The 14,410-nt window shown below is 72.9% G+C and carries 14 protein-coding genes; 4 read left to right on the forward strand and 10 right to left on the reverse strand.

The genetic code is table 11. From position 1 onward, the window contains the following. Nucleotides 1-30: 30 nt before the first annotated feature. The 6 genes from ACH9EU_RS10590 to ACH9EU_RS10615 all read right to left on the reverse strand — a co-directional run bounded on the left by ACH9EU_RS10590 (nucleotide 31) and on the right by ACH9EU_RS10615 (nucleotide 6,452). On the reverse strand, nucleotides 31-1,617 hold the full coding sequence (locus tag ACH9EU_RS10590) for a hypothetical protein (RefSeq protein ID WP_396413893.1): 1,587 nt from the start codon (nucleotides 1,615-1,617) through the stop codon (nucleotides 31-33). A 70-nt stretch (nucleotides 1,618-1,687) separates the two neighbouring features. Continuing rightward, on the reverse strand, nucleotides 1,688-2,986 hold the full coding sequence (locus ACH9EU_RS10595; protein ID WP_396413894.1) for a thymidine phosphorylase: 1,299 nt from the start codon (nucleotides 2,984-2,986) through the stop codon (nucleotides 1,688-1,690). A 36-nt stretch (nucleotides 2,987-3,022) separates the two neighbouring features. After that, nucleotides 3,023-3,460, reverse strand: coding sequence for a cytidine deaminase (locus ACH9EU_RS10600; RefSeq protein ID WP_396413908.1), 438 nt, complete (start codon nucleotides 3,458-3,460; stop codon nucleotides 3,023-3,025). A gap of 8 nt (nucleotides 3,461-3,468) precedes the next feature. Then, on the reverse strand, nucleotides 3,469-4,053 hold the full coding sequence (locus tag ACH9EU_RS10605; protein WP_396413895.1) for a BMP family ABC transporter substrate-binding protein: 585 nt from the start codon (nucleotides 4,051-4,053) through the stop codon (nucleotides 3,469-3,471). Further along, a complete protein-coding gene (locus ACH9EU_RS10610) occupies nucleotides 4,050-5,297 on the reverse strand; it encodes an amidohydrolase (protein ID WP_396413896.1) in 1,248 nt (415 codons plus the stop codon). Before ACH9EU_RS10610 ends, ACH9EU_RS10605 begins: the two co-directional genes overlap by 4 nt. A 39-nt stretch (nucleotides 5,298-5,336) precedes the next feature. Further along, nucleotides 5,337-6,452 carry a sugar phosphate nucleotidyltransferase gene (locus tag ACH9EU_RS10615; protein ID WP_396413897.1) on the reverse strand — a complete coding sequence of 372 codons (1,116 nt, stop codon included), beginning with the start codon at nucleotides 6,450-6,452 and terminating at the stop codon, nucleotides 5,337-5,339. A 230-nt stretch (nucleotides 6,453-6,682) separates the two neighbouring features. Between ACH9EU_RS10615 and sdhC the strand changes: the two genes are divergently transcribed. The 4 genes from sdhC to ACH9EU_RS10635 all read left to right on the forward strand — a co-directional run bounded on the left by sdhC (nucleotide 6,683) and on the right by ACH9EU_RS10635 (nucleotide 10,384). Further along, the gene (sdhC, locus tag ACH9EU_RS10620; RefSeq protein WP_396413898.1) at nucleotides 6,683-7,063 is read left to right on the forward strand and encodes a succinate dehydrogenase, cytochrome b556 subunit; all 381 of its coding nucleotides are present in this window, start codon (nucleotides 6,683-6,685) and stop codon (nucleotides 7,061-7,063) included. Between the two features lie 3 nt (nucleotides 7,064-7,066). Further along, entirely contained in the window at nucleotides 7,067-7,555 is a 489-nt protein-coding gene (locus tag ACH9EU_RS10625) for a succinate dehydrogenase hydrophobic membrane anchor subunit (RefSeq protein WP_396413899.1), read from the forward strand. A gap of 109 nt (nucleotides 7,556-7,664) precedes the next feature. Further along, complete coding sequence (gene sdhA, locus ACH9EU_RS10630) at nucleotides 7,665-9,416, forward strand: succinate dehydrogenase flavoprotein subunit (RefSeq protein ID WP_396413900.1); 1,752 nt, start codon at nucleotides 7,665-7,667, stop codon at nucleotides 9,414-9,416. Further along, the gene (locus ACH9EU_RS10635; protein ID WP_396413901.1) at nucleotides 9,416-10,384 is read left to right on the forward strand and encodes a succinate dehydrogenase iron-sulfur subunit; all 969 of its coding nucleotides are present in this window, start codon (nucleotides 9,416-9,418) and stop codon (nucleotides 10,382-10,384) included. Before sdhA ends, ACH9EU_RS10635 begins: the two co-directional genes overlap by 1 nt. A 134-nt stretch (nucleotides 10,385-10,518) precedes the next feature. On the opposite strand, the gene ACH9EU_RS10640 is transcribed toward ACH9EU_RS10635, so the two are convergent. The 4 genes from ACH9EU_RS10640 to ACH9EU_RS10655 are packed head-to-tail and all read right to left on the reverse strand — an operon-like array spanning nucleotide 10,519 to nucleotide 14,207. Next, nucleotides 10,519-11,655 carry a YhjD/YihY/BrkB family envelope integrity protein gene (locus ACH9EU_RS10640; RefSeq protein ID WP_396413902.1) on the reverse strand — a complete coding sequence of 379 codons (1,137 nt, stop codon included), beginning with the start codon at nucleotides 11,653-11,655 and terminating at the stop codon, nucleotides 10,519-10,521. A 13-nt stretch (nucleotides 11,656-11,668) separates the two neighbouring features. Beyond that, nucleotides 11,669-12,232, reverse strand: a complete 564-nt coding sequence (locus ACH9EU_RS10645) for a 2'-5' RNA ligase family protein (RefSeq protein ID WP_396413903.1) — start codon at nucleotides 12,230-12,232, stop codon at nucleotides 11,669-11,671. A 28-nt stretch (nucleotides 12,233-12,260) separates the two neighbouring features. Beyond that, nucleotides 12,261-13,316 carry a tryptophan--tRNA ligase gene (trpS, locus tag ACH9EU_RS10650; protein WP_396413904.1) on the reverse strand — a complete coding sequence of 352 codons (1,056 nt, stop codon included), beginning with the start codon at nucleotides 13,314-13,316 and terminating at the stop codon, nucleotides 12,261-12,263. Between the two features lie 54 nt (nucleotides 13,317-13,370). Beyond that, complete coding sequence (locus ACH9EU_RS10655; RefSeq protein ID WP_396413905.1) at nucleotides 13,371-14,207, reverse strand: exodeoxyribonuclease III; 837 nt, start codon at nucleotides 14,205-14,207, stop codon at nucleotides 13,371-13,373. Nucleotides 14,208-14,410: the final 203 nt, after the last annotated feature.

The following is a 14,410-nucleotide window of genomic DNA, read 5'->3' on the forward strand; positions in this document are numbered from 1 at the left end:
CGGCGTCGACGGCTCCTGTCTCGGCGGGCCTCAGTAGTTCCAGTCCTGCAGGGCCTCGTTCATGTGCTGCGGGATGTTCGCCCCGGTGCGGGGGTACATGCGCAGCTCCTCGAGGTAGTTCTGTCCGGGCAGGCGCTGCTCGTAGCGCACGAACGCCTCCTCGTCCGCGTAGTCGAACGACACCTCCGGCGGGATCCCGGGACGGAAGCGGAACATCATGGCCAGCGGCGCGCCCGCTCCCTCGACGTAGGACTGGTCCTTGAGCTCCTGAACGTGCAGCAGCTCCTCCGGGACCAGGTCGAAGGTGCGGCGCTGGTCCCAGAAGCCGTTCTTGCGCACGTGCGTGAGGGCGTCGTAGTACGTGCCCAGGGTGCGGACCCGGACCAGGACCGTCGAGACGTCCATGGCGGAGCCGTCCGGGCCGAAGAGCCTCCGCTGCGCGCCCGCGAGCCGGCGCAGCACGTCGGCCTCCTTGAGCACCAGGTTGCCCGGTGCCAGACGGTCCCCGGAGGGCCGGGCGGAGGGGGCCTCGGGGGCCTTGTAGGAGGGTGAGACGTCGGTGGACACGGCCGTCTCCGGAGCGGAGTCGTCGTGCTCGTCGCCGGTGGTCGTGCCGGCGGCCACCGCGGCGGCGGCGGCCGCCGCGGCGCCCGTGGGGGCGGGCGGCTCGGTGTCCTCGTGCCACTCCTCGTGGTCCACGTGGTCGGGCACGCCGTGGGCCTCGTCCTCCGCCGTGGCCTCCCGCCGGGCGGACGGCTCCTCCGCGGCCGGGCCCCCCGCACCGCGGTCGACGTCCGCGCCGTCGACGTCCGCGCGGTCGACGTCCCCGCGGTCGTCCTCGCCGCGCTCGACGTCGCCGCGACCGTCCACGCCCCGGTCGGGCTCGGCCCGCTCGTCCGAGGCGCCGGCGGCGCCCTCGGTCCCGGCGACGACGGGGACGGCACCCGTGGCGGGCGAGGACGGCGCCCCGAGGGCCTCCCGGTCCCCGTCGGCGCCCACCGCGGTGGCGCTCCCGGCCCGGAGGTCCCCGGCGTTCTCGGGCGCGTGCTGCTCGCCCTCGGCCGCGGCGCCGCTCGCGGGGGCTGCCTGCCCGGACCGGGCCGCCCGCCAGGTCTCGACGCTCTCGCTCCCGTCGGGGAAGCCGAAGGTCGTCACCACCGGCCGCGCCCCGTCCCGCTCGGGGCCCACCTCGACGCGCGCGGTCTGCCACGCGCCCCGCGGGGAGGACATGGCCTCGCTGTAGAGGTCGGCCACGGGGTCGAACAGCGGCGAGTCCTGGTCCACGGTGCCGGACTCCACCGAGGGGACGCCGTCGCCCACCGAGTGCTCCGTCTGGTGCGTCATGGTGTTGCCCCGCTGGACGAGGGTGAGCACGGCGCGCTCGGCGCCCCGGGACGACAGCCGGTCCACGAGCGCGGCCAGAGGCGCGTCGGCCGGCAGCGCGCGCGGCTCGTCCGTCTCCTGCGGGTCGCCGAGGGCCCCGCCCTCGCCTGCCGGCCCGGCGGCGGGCGGCGAGTCCGGCCGTGCGGTCTCCCGGTGCGTCGTCCCGTCGTCGGTGTTCTTCCGGAAAATGCCTCGCAGACCCAACTGGACCCACCCTTCCGGGCGTGCGTGCACGCCCTACGGTTCTCGCTTCGCGCTGGTTCTCTCCGCAGTATAGGCGGGCCCGGGGGGCCCGCCCCGGCCGTCAGCGCACGGTCTCCAGGACCACCGGGTGGACGGGCGCGGGGCCCGGGCCGATGACCACGGCGCCCTCGAGGGCCTCGCGGGCGCGGGCGAAGCGCGCGGGCTCGTCCGTGAGCAGGGTCAGGAGCGGCCGGCCGGCGAGGACGGCGTCCCCGGGCTTGGCGTGCAGCAGCACTCCGGCACCGGCCTGGACGGGATCCCCGCGCCGGGCGCGGCCCGCGCCCAGGCGCCAGGACGCGAGCCCCACCCGGTAGGCGTCGAGCCCGGTGAGGACCCCGTCGGCCTCGGCGAGGACCGTCTCGGACTCCCGCGCGCGGGGCAGCGGGGCGTCCGGGTCCCCGCCCTGGGCGGTGACCATGGCCCGCCAGACGTCCATCGCCCGGCCGTCCCGGAGGTCCTGCGCCGGGTCGGCATCCCGGATCCCGGAGGCGGCGAGCATCTCCTGAGCCAGCGCCACGGTGAGCTCCACGAGGTCGGCCGGGCCGCCGCCGGCGAGCACCTCCACGGACTCCTGCACCTCGACCGCGTTGCCGACGGCCAGCCCCAGGGGCGTGGACATGTCCGTGAGCAGGGCGGTGGTCCTGACGCCCGCGCCGGTCCCCAGGTCCACCATGGTGCGCGCGAGCTCGCGGGCGGAGGCCAGGTCCTTCATGAACGCCCCGGACCCGACCTTGACGTCGAGCACCAGCGACCGGGTGCCCTCCGCGATCTTCTTGGACATGATGGAGGACGCGATGAGGGGGATCGACTCGACGGTGCCCGTGACGTCCCGCAGCGCGTACAGCCTCCTGTCCGCGGGGGCCAGACCGGCGCCGGCGGCGCAGATCACCGCCCCGACGTCCCGCAGCTGGGCCATCATCTCCTCGGTGGACAGCTCGGCCCGCCAGCCGGGGATCGACTCGAGCTTGTCCAGGGTTCCCCCCGTGTGGCCGAGGCCGCGTCCGGACAGCTGCGGGACGGCCACGCCGTGGAGGGCCACGAGCGGTGCGAGCGGCAGGGTGGTCTTGTCCCCCACTCCTCCGGTCGAGTGCTTGTCCGCGGTCGCCGAGCGCGCGCCGGAGCGGACGAGGCCGGAAAAGTCCATCCGTTCCCCGGAGTCGATCATGGCGCGGGTCCAGCCCGCGGTCTCCTCCCGGTCCATGCCCCGCAGGAAGATCGCCATGGCCAGGGCGCTCATCTGCTCCTCCGCGACCGCTCCCCGGGTGTAGGCGTCGAGGACCCAGGAGATCTGGGCCGGGGAGAGCGCGGCGCCGTCGCGCTTGGTGCGGATGACGTCGACGGCGTCGAACGGCTCGGTCATGGGAGGTCCTTCCGGGGTCGGTGCGGCCGGGCGTGGTCAGAGGTCCTCGGGGCCGAAGGCGTCCGGCAGGACCTCGGCCATGGAGCGCACCCCCGAGACGGTGAGCAGGCGCAGGCCGGGCGCGCGGTGCTCGTGCAGCAGCTGGCGGCACCGCCCGCAGGGCATGAGGACGCCGCCCCGCGCGTCGACGCACACGAACGCGACGAGACGGCCGCCGCCGGACAGGTGCAGCGCCGAGACCAGGGAGCACTCCGCGCACAGCGTCAGCCCGTAGGAGGCGTTCTCCACGTTGCACCCGGTCACCACCCGGCCGTCCTCGGTCAGGGCGGCGGCCCCCACGGGGAAGCCGGAGTACGGCGCGTAGGCGTGCTCCCGGGCGGCGACGGCGGCCGCGCGCAGCCCGTCCCAGTCGACGCCGTCCCCGTCGACGCCGTCCCCGTCGACGCGGTCACCCTCCGGCCCGTCCCCGTCCACGGGGGCCCTCACGGGTCGCCCCCCGCCCCGGTCGGACGGGACGGCGCGTCGGCGACGGACCCGCGGGTCTCCTCGGCCCCGGCCGGCCCCGCTCCGGCGCGGGCGGCCGCCCGGACGAGCTCGTGCACCGACGCGGCGATCCGGTCGGCGGCGACGGCCTCCCGGGAGCCGTGCGCGAGGGAGGTGACGTTGGGCAGGTCGAGGGGTGCGCCGCCGACGACGGCGAAGCGGGCCTCCGGGTGGGCGGAGGCGGCCCGCCGGGTCGCGGCGGTCAGGCCGGGCCCGGCCGCGACCGTCAGGTCGCACCCGGCCTGGACCATGGCCGCGAGGCCGGGGACGAAATCGGCCTCGGTGCTCGACTCCACGCGCTCGAGCTCGATGCCCGTGCCGGCCGCCGCGGCCTGCAGTCCGTCCCAGACGGCCCCGCCGGGCGAGCCGTCCGTGAAACCGGCGGTGTCGGAGACGGCGCACCCGGTGAAGACCGGCTCCACGTCGTCGGCGCCGGTCCGGGCGCACGCGCCGCCCGCCAGGACCACGGCGCAGGCCGTCAGGAGCGCCGCCCGCGTGCGGCCGGCGCGGAGCACGCCGGTCACGCCGTGGTGGCGCCGGAGCGCAGCTCGCGGATGTGCAGCCGCACGGCCCGCAGCGCGGTGTTCGCCATGACCTGGACGCCGCAGCCGATGGCCGCCTCGTCCGCCACGTAGTCGGACTGGTGGAGGTCGTAGGTGTGCCCGCCGCGGGTGCGCGTGCCCAGCCGCATCATGGAGCCGGGAACCTCCTGCAGGAACCACGCGAAGTCCTCACCGCCCATGGACTGGTGCACCAGCACCACGGCGTCCTCGCCGAGCTCGGCGCGGGCGGCGTTCTCGATCAGCGTCGTCTCGGTCTCCCCGTTCACCACGGGCGGGACCCCTCGGATGTGCTCGAGGGTGACGTCCACGCCGTAGGGGGTCGCGACCTGGTGCACGACCTCGTCGAGGAGCTTGCCGGCCCGGTGCCACGCGTCGGCGTCCAGGCAGCGCATGGTCCCGGACATGAACCCCGTGGAGGGGATCGCGTTGGGCGCCACCCCGGCGTGCATCTGGCCCCAGACCACGGCCACCCCGGAGCGCACGTCGATCCGCCGGGACAGCACCGCGGGGACGTTCACGGCGATCTGCGACATGGCGTAGACCAGGTCCTCGGTCAGGTGCGGGCGGGAGGTGTGCCCGCCCCGGCCCGTGAACTCGATCCGCACCGTGTCGGAGGCCGAGGTGATCGCCCCGATCCGGGTGCCCACCTTGCCGACGTCGACCTTCGGCTCGCAGTGCAGGGCGAACATCCGCGGCACACCGTCGAGGACGCCCTGGCGCAGCACCCCGAGGGCGCCGCCCGGCAGCTGCTCCTCGGCGGGCTGGAACACGATCCGCACCGTGCCCGCGATGTGGGCGGTGCGGTGGAGGTCGGCGAGCACCTTGGCCACGCCGACCATCACGGTCGTGTGGATGTCGTGCCCGCAGGAGTGGGCCACGCCGTCGTTGACGGAGGAGAACCCGAGGCCGGTGTCCTCCTGGATGGGCAGGGCGTCGATGTCCGCCCGCAGCCCCACGCCGATCGGGCCGTGCCCGATGTCCACGTAGCACCCGGTGTCGGAGAGCCGGACGGGGTTCAGCCCCATGCCCTCCAGTGCCGCCACGATCCGGTCGGTGGTGCGGAACTCCTGGTAGGAGAGCTCCGGGTGACGGTGCAGGTCCCGCCGGAACGCGATCAGCTCCGGCAGGAACCGCTTGAGCAGCGGCCCGATGGCGGGCGGGAGACCGGCCTCCAGGGACTCGGCGGGCGATGACACGTCAGGCATCTGCCCAGGGTACTCCGGGTCGGGAGGGGCCGGGCGCGCTCACAGGACGTCCGTGTTGCCGCTCTGCTTGAGCGAGGCGACCGCGTCCTTGACCCGCTGCGCGTGCTCCCGGGTGGTCACGAGCAGGGCGTCGGGCGTGTCGACGACGACGATGTCCTCGACGCCGATCAGGGCGATCAGCCGGCCCGTGTGGGAGACCACGACCCCGCTCGAGCTGTCCGCGAGCACCCGGCTATTGTCGCCGAGGACGGTGACGTCCGGGTCGCTCTCCGGGTCCACGTGGTTGAGGCGGCGGATGGCGGCGAAGTCGCCCACGTCGTCCCACGTGAACGTCGCGGGCACCATGGCCACGTCCCCGGCGGCCGCCGCGGGCTCGGCCACGGCGTAGTCGATCGCGATCTTGGGCAGGCCGGGCCACACCCGGTCCACGACCTCGTCCTGGGCGGGAGTGCCCCACGCCTCGGCGATCTCGGTCAGCCCCGCGTGCAGCTCGGGCTCGCTGGCCGCCAGGTGGCGCAGCATCACGGACGCCGGGGCCACGAACATCCCGGCGTTCCACGTGTAGCTGCCGCTCTCGACGTACTCGCGGGCCGTCGGCTCGTCCGGCTTCTCGACGAACTCCTCGACCTGCAGGGCGTGCGGGGCGTCCTCGAGACCCAGCGGCGCGCCCGCCCTGATGTAGCCGAAGCCGGTGGCCGGGGAGCTCGGCGGGATGCCGATCGTCACGATGCGCCCGGTGGCCGCCGCGGCCACCGCCTCGCGGACGACGTCCTGGAAGGCCCCGGAGGGCTCGATGACGTGGTCGGCGGCGAAGGACCCGATGATCGCCTCCGGGTCCCGGCGCTGGATCAGCATGCAGGCCAGTCCGATGGCCGCCGCCGAGTCCTTCGGGGACGGCTCGAGCACGAGGTCCCCCTCGCCGAGCTCCGGCAGCTGGCGGCACACCGCGGCGGCGTGCGCCCGGCCGGTCACCACCATGACGCTGCCTCCGCTGAGCCCGGCGAGCCGGTCGTAGGTGGCGCGCAGCAGGGACGAGCCCGAGCCGGTCAGGTCCAGCAGGAACTTCGGGGCGTCGGCCCGGGACAGCGGCCAGAGCCGGGAGCCGACCCCACCGGCGGGGACGAAGGGGTGGAAGTGCGGGAGCGGGGAGGTCACGGCTCCCACTTTACGGCCTCCCGGAGCCGCGACGGGACCAGGCCCACGCGGCCGGCAGCACCGTCATGGCGCGGGACAGGCTGTCAGTAAAGAGCCGCCGCCCTGGTATCGTGGAACGGAACTCGCGCAATATCCGACACAGAGCCGGAGGGCTCCGCTCACGTCGTGCGCAGTGCGAATTCCCGGATAACCAGAGCGCACGACGGCGAGCGACTCAGGGAGGTTTTTCAGTGGCGAAGACATCCAAGGGCACCTTGTACCGCGGCCAGCCTGTCGGCCAGTGGTCGTGGGTCGCCCACCGCATCACCGGCGTGGCCATCTTCTTCTTCCTTCTGGTCCACGTGCTGGACACCGCCCTCGTGCGGGTCTCGCCGGAGGCCTACAACCACGTCATGGAGATCTACAAGAACCCCGTCATGGGGCTCGGCGAGGCCGGCCTGGTGGCCGCCATCGTCTACCACGCCTTCAACGGCCTGCGCATCATCCTGGTCGACTTCTGGAAGTCCGGCACCCGGTACCAGAAGCAGATGCTGTGGGGCGTCCTCGTGCTGTGGCTCGTGGTCATGATCCCGTTCCTCGTCCGTCACCTCTCCAACATCTTCGGGGGTTAATCAATGAGCACTCCGCTCAAGGCAAGCATCTCGGTCCCGCGGAGCAAGGACCTCGAGGTCAACGGCGTCAAGTACAACCGCTCCGCCTCCCGGCGCAACAACTTCGAGATGTACGCGTGGCTGTTCATGCGCATGTCCGGCGTCGTCCTGCTGGTCCTCGTCTTCGTCCACCTGTGGGTCAACCTCGTCTCCCCCGAGGGCGGCGTGGAGGCCGTGGACTTCGCGTTCGTCGCCGGCAAGTGGGCCAGCCCGTTCTGGCAGGTCTTCGACATGGTCCTGCTGTGGCTGGCCATGCTGCACGGCACCAACGGCCTGCGCGTGATCATCGACGACTACGCCGAGCGGGACCGCACCCGGTTCTGGCTGAAGGTGTTCCTGTTCACCACCGCGGCCTTCGTGATCATGCTCGGCACCCTGGTGATCTTCACCTTCGAGCCCTGCCCGGCCGGCGCGAGCCCCGAGCTGCTCGCGAACTTCTGCACCGCGGGCTGACCCGCCCCGCAGGCGGCCCGCCGCGCGGCGGGCCGCCTCTGCCGTCCGGCCGAGGACGACCGGGCGGCCAGCACCCCAGACTGAACACCCAACAGAAAGAACAACCGGTATGCAGGTTCACAAGTACGACGTGGTCATCATCGGCGCCGGTGGTGCCGGTATGCGCGCGGCCATCGAGGCCGGTCAGCGCGCCCGCACTGCCGTACTGACCAAGCTGTACCCCACCCGCTCCCACACCGGTGCGGCGCAGGGCGGCATGTGCGCGGCACTCGCCAACGTCGAAGAGGACAACTGGGAGTGGCACACCTTCGACACCGTCAAGGGCGGCGACTACCTCGTGGACCAGGACGCCGCGGAGGTCATGGCCAAGGAGGCCATCGACGCGGTCCTGGACCTCGAGAAGATGGGGCTGCCCTTCAACCGCACCCCCGAGGGCAAGATCGACCAGCGCCGCTTCGGCGGGCACACCCGCGACCACGGCAAGGCGCCCGTCCGCCGGGCCTGCTACGCCGCGGACCGCACCGGCCACATGATCCTGCAGACGCTCTACCAGAACTGCATCAAGCACAACGTGGAGTTCTTCAACGAGTACTACGTCCTCGACCTGGCGATGACCGAGGTCGACGGCGTGCGCCGCGTCGCCGGCGTGGTCTCCTACGACCTCGCCAGCGGTGAGCTGCACGTCTTCCAGGCCAAGTCCGTGGTCTTCGCCTCCGGCGGGGCGGGCAAGGTCTTCAAGACCACCTCCAACGCCCACACCCTGACCGGCGACGGCATGGCCATCGCCTTCCGCAACGGGCTGCCCCTCGAGGACATGGAGTTCATCCAGTTCCACCCGACGGGCCTGGCCGGGCTCGGCATCCTCGTCTCCGAGGCGGCGCGCGGCGAGGGCGGCATCCTGCGCAACGCGGACGGCGAGCGGTTCATGGAGCGCTACGCCCCCACCATCAAGGACCTCGCCCCGCGCGACATCGTGGCCCGCTCGATGGCCAACGAGGTGCGCGAGGGCCGCGGCGCCGGACCGAACAAGGACTACGTCCTGCTCGACCTGACGCACCTGGAGCCGGCCCACATCGACGCCAAGCTCCCCGACATCACGGAGTTCGCGCGCACCTACCTGGGCGTGGAGCCCTACACCGAGCCGGTGCCGGTGTTCCCGACGTGCCACTACGTCATGGGCGGCATCCCGACCAACATCAAGGCCGAGGTGCTGGCCGACAACGAGACGGTGGTCCCCGGCCTCTACGCCGCGGGCGAGGTCGCGTGCGTGTCGGTGCACGGGTCCAACCGCCTGGGCACCAACTCGCTGCTGGACATCAACGTGTTCGGCAAGCGCGCGGGCATCTACGCCGCGGAGTACGCCCAGCGCGCGGAGTTCGTGCCGATGCCGGACACCGCCCTGGACGCCACGGAGGCGCTGCTGGGCAACGCCCGCAACGGCACCGGCACCGAGAAGGTGGCCGCGATCCGCAAGGACCTGCAGGACACCATGGACCTCAACGTGCAGGTGTTCCGCACCGCCGAGACCCTGCAGGCGGCCCTGGACGACATCGCCGCCCTGGAGGCCCGGTACGCGAACATCTCGATCCAGGACAAGGGCAAGCGCTTCAACCTGGACCTGCTCGAGGCCGTGGAGCTGGGCTTCCTCCTGCAGCTGGCCAAGGTCATGACCGTCGCGGCGCTGCACCGCAACGAGTCCCGCGGCGGGCACTTCCGCGAGGACTACCCGGAGCGCGACGACGCCAACTTCATGAAGCACTCGATGGTCTACCTCGACCCCTCCTCCCCCACCGCGGGGATCCGGCAGGAGACGAAGCCCGTCATCTTCACCCGCTACGAGCCCATGGAGCGTAAGTACTGATGTCCACCGCACACACCCCCGACCGGCCGGAGAACGGCCGCAACGACGACCCGCAGGACCGGGCTCCCGAGCACGGTTCCGCCCCGGGGCACGCCCAGGACCAGCGCGCGGGGCACAAGACCGACGCCGACGCGCAGGCCGTGGACGAGCGGGACCAGGTCGACGCCGGCGCCGCCGTGGACCCCGCCGCCGAGAACGCCGAGGGCTCGGCACCCGCCTCGCGGACCGACGTGGAGGAGTCCGGGCGCGAGGAGATCCCCACGTTCGACCTCACGCTGCAGATCCGCCGGTACAACCCGGAGATCTCCGACGAGGTGCGCTGGGACGAGTTCAAGCTCACCATGTACGGCACCGACCGCGTGCTGGACGCCCTGCACAAGGTCAAGTGGGAGATCGACGGCTCGCTCTCGTTCCGCCGCTCCTGCGCCCACGGCGTGTGCGGCTCCGACGCCATGCGGATCAACGGCCAGAACCGGCTGGCCTGCAAGGTGCTGCTCAAGGACCTGGACCTCTCGAAGCCCGTCACGGTCGAGCCCATCAAGGGACTGCCGTGCGAGAAGGACCTGATCGTGGACATGGAGCCCTTCTTCCAGTCCTACCGCGAGATCATGCCCTTCCTCGTGGCCGGCGGCAACGAGCCCACGATGGAGCGCTACCAGTCCCAGGAGGACCGGGCCCGCTTCGACGACACCACCAAGTGCATCCTCTGCGCCGCCTGCACGTCGTCGTGCCCGGTGTTCTGGACGGACGGTCAGTACTTCGGCCCCGCCGCGATCGTCAACGCGCACCGGTTCATCTTCGACTCCCGCGACGACGCGGGGGACCTGCGCCTGGAGATCCTCAACGACAAGGAGGGCGTGTGGCGCTGCCGCACGACCTTCAACTGCACCGAGGCCTGTCCCCGCGGCATCCAGGTCACGAAGGCGATCGCCGAGGTCAAGAACGCCGTGCTGAGCCGCTCCATGTGAGCGTGCCCCACGGCCTGCCGGCGGCCCGTTCCCCGCACCACGGGGGACGGGCCGCCGTCGTCCGTGCGGACGGCGGCCCGGCGCCCCGGGCGGGAGGCCCTGACCCGGATCCGGGCCGGTGGCGGGCTCCGGGGTCAGCGCTGGGGGGCCGGGGAGCCGATCCGCCCGCCGTCCGGCGGGAGGGACCCCACCGGCACGACCGCGAGAACGACCGGCTCACCGCGTGGATGCACACGGCCGCCCTGCTGGTCCGCCTGCACGATGGCCCCGAGCGCGGCCGAGAACAGCAGGATCTGGCTGAACAGGTAGAACCACACAAGCACGCCCACGACGAGGGCGGCCGAGAGCAGGTACGGGTTCGAGGTGGCCCCGGCGATGACAGCGCCGCCGACGTAGCGCAGCGCGAAGTTCCCGGCCGCGGCGACGAGCACCGTGGTGAGCAGGGCCCGCCGGATCAGCCGTAGCCCGGCCACTCCGCGCACGAGCTCGAGCGCGAACAGGGCGTCGAGGACCACGACCAGCAGCGTGCTCAGCCCCCAGGTGAGCCCGGTGCGCAGCCACTCGGGTCCCCTCGCCCAGCCGAGGTCCCCGGCCGTGTCGAGCAGGAAGCCGAGGAAACCGGAGGCCGCGGCGTTGGCCACGGCCGAGAGTGCCAGCAGCACCCCCAGGGTGACCAGGCCCAGCAGGTCCCGGGGGACCGCCAGGACGGGCAGGCCCTGCGACGGGGGCACCTCGAACAGCCGGCGGAACGCGAGGCGCACCCCGGAGACCCACCGCCACCCCGCGAAGACTGCCACGACGGCGCCGACGATCGTGGTCAGGGTGAACGGACGCGTGTCCTCGAGGAGCTCGAGCGGCACCACGCCCCCGTCGCCGGTGTTCAGCAGCCCGGGAACCCGGGCCGTCACGGCGCGGACCACGGTCTGCTGCACCGCCGGGTCGTGGCCCAGGAACATCCCGATCACCGAGAACCCCACCACCAGCAGCGCCGTGGACGCGAAGATCAGCACGAAGGACAGGCCCGCGGCCATCAGGGGGCCCCCGTGGAAGAGGTAGTGTGCGATCACGCGCACCGGCGTGAGCCGGAACAGCTCCGACAGCGCGACCGTCAGCACCGAGCCCGCCAGGCCCGTGGCACCAGCCCCGGCGGCACGCTTCTCGCGCAGGAGCGCCCGCTGCCGCAGCGCCTCCTGGCGCAGCCCGTGCCGGTCGACCGCCCGGGGCGGCATCTGCGGCGCGGGGCCGGCGCGGGGGCCGGTGCGGCTGCTCATGGCCCGGGCCGGCTCAGGGGTGCCCGCGCCGTCCGCCGGCGAAGGGGATCTCGTCGCGGATCGTCCAGGTGCCGTTCCCGTCCAGCTCGTAGAGGCCGATCCGGTCGACGAGGAAGCCGGCACGGTAGGTCCGCAGCATCTCCTGCGCGCGGTCCAGGTCCTGCTCCTCCACCGCCTGGGCGATGGTCACGTGGGGGTGGAACTCGAAGGGTGAGGCCGAGACGAGCTCCTCGTCGTGCAGGGCGTCGTGCAGGGCCCTGCACTGCTCCGCGCCCTCGTCGACCCGCAGGTAGACCACGGGGCTCACCGGCCGGAAGGTCCCGGTGCCGTTGATCCCGATCCGGAACGGTGCCCACTCCCGGGCCACCGACTCGACCCGGCGGACGACGTCGTCCCAGGTCGCGCAGCGGGGAGCGATCATGAGCGTGATGTGGGCGGGCACCGCGTAGGAGGCGGGGTCGCCGAAGGACGCGCGCCAGTCCTGGAGCTCCCGGCCGACGGGCTCGGGCAGCTCGATGACCACGCCCGCGTAGACCTGGCCGGGGCGGATGGTCGGGGACTGGTGCGTACGGGTCAACTCGGCTCCTCCTGGGACGGGACCCAGCCTAGCCCAGCCCTCCGGGGCGGGGCAGGAAGCCCATGCGGTCGTAGACCTCGGCCAGCGTGCGCACGGTGATCTCGCGCCCCTTCTCGGCGCCCCTCGCGAGCAGGCGGTCCAGCTCCGCGGGGTCGTCGAGCAGCTCCTGGGCCCGGGCCCGGATCGGGTCCAGGGTCGAGGTGACGACCTCGGCCAGCCCGACCTTGAGGTGGCCGTAGAGCTTCCCCTCGAACTGCCCGACGACGTCGTCGACGCCCAGCCCCGTGAGCGCGGAGTAGATGGTGAGCAGGTTGGAGACCCCCGGCTTGGCCTCGCGGTCGAAACGGATCTCCGTGCCGTCGTCGGTGACCGCCGATTTGATCTTCTTGGCGTTCTTCTTGGCCGGGTCCAGCAGGCGGATGAGGCCGTTCTCGGCGGCGGCGGACTTCGACATCTTCGCCGTGGGGTGCTGCAGGTCGTAGATCTTGGCGGAGTCCGCGAGGATCTTGGGCTCGGGCACCACGAAGGTGTCGCCGAAGCGGGTGTTGAACCGCTGGGCGAGGTTGCGGGTCAGCTCCAGGTGCTGGCGCTGGTCCTCGCCGACGGGCACCTGGTGCGCCTGGTAGACGAGGATGTCGGCGGCCATGAGCACCGGGTAGGCGAAGAGGCCCACCGTCGCGTTCTCCGCGCCCTGGCGCGCCGACTTGTCCTTGAACTGGGTCATCCGGGAGGCCTCGCCGAAGCCGGTGATGCAGTTCAGGGCCCAGGCGAGCTGCGCGTGCTCGGGGACGTGGGACTGGACGAGCAGGGTCGAGCGCTCCGGGTCGATGCCCGCGGCGATGTACTGGGCCGCCGTGACGCGGGTCCGCCGGGCGAGGGTGGCCGGATCCTGCTCCGCCGTGACCGCGTGGAGGTCCGCGACGAAGAACACGCACTCGTTGTCGTCCTGCAGGTCCACCCAGTTGCGCACGGCGCCGACGTAGTTGCCGAGGTGCAGGGAGTCCGCCGAGGGCTGCACCCCGGAGACGACGCGGGGTCTCCCGGATGTCGTGGGGACGTCGAACGGGGCGGGGTCGGCAGTCACGGGCGGTCCTTCGTCGGGCTCGGGGCGGGTGCGGGTCGGAGTCGGTGGTTCGGGTCAGAGTCGGTAGTCGACGACCACGGGGGCGTGGTCGGAGAAGCGGGTGTCGTAGGCGGCGGCACGGTCCACCACGGCGCTCGCGGCGCGGGCCGCGAGGGCGGGCGTGGCCATGTGGTAGTCGATGCGCCACCCGGCGTCGGTGTCGAAGGCCTTCCCGCGGTAGGACCACCACGTGTACGGCCCCGGCACGGGCCCGGCGAGCTCGCGGGCGACGTCCTTGTAGCCGAGCTCGCCGAAGAAGCGGTCGAAGTAGGCCCGCTCCTCCGGGAGGAACCCGGCGTTCTTGACGTTGCCCTTCCAGTTCTTGATGTCGAGCTCGGTGTGGCCGACGTTGAGGTCGCCCGCCACGAGCACGTGCTCGCGGGTCGCGGCGAGCTCGGGCAGACGCTCGGTCATGACGTCCAGGAACCGGTACTTGTCGTCCTGGCGGGGCGTGCCGACCTCCCCGGAGTGCACGTACGCCGAGACCACGGTGAGCGTTCCGCCGCCGTCCAGGGCGTGGTCGGTCTCGACCCACCGGCCCGACGTCGTGAACCGGTCGTGGCCGATGGAGTCGCGCCGGCCGACGGGCAGCAGGGTCCCGTCCCGGGCGTCACGGCGGGTCGCCACGGCCACCCCGGCCCGGCCCTTGTCGGCGGCCTCCGCGTGGTGGACGTCCCAGACGTCCTCGTCGAGCAGTCCCCGGACGACGTCGTCCGGGGCGCGGACCTCCTGCAGGCACAGGATGTCGACGTCGCGGCCCGCGAGCCAGGCGGCCATGCCGCGCTTGTAGGCGGCACGGATGCCGTTGACGTTGACGGTCGCGACGCGCAGGACGTTCTCGGGGCGGCTCATGCGGGGGCTCCTGGGTTCCGGGCGGGGCTGTGCGGGCGGTCGGCGCAGCCGAGGGGTCGGTGGTGGGGGCGGACGTGGAGGGGCGGTCGTGCGGGGGCGGGCGGGGGTGCGGCCGGGGTCAGTCGACGACGGGTCCGCTGAGCGGCTCGTCGCGCAGCATGCTCATGCCGTTGCCCGCGGTGATGTCGATCGTCTCGAGGGCG

Origin of the sequence: Kocuria rhizosphaerae, assembly GCF_044462265.1 — a bacterium.
Classification (GTDB): Bacteria; Actinomycetota; Actinomycetes; order Actinomycetales; family Micrococcaceae; genus Kocuria; species Kocuria rhizosphaerae.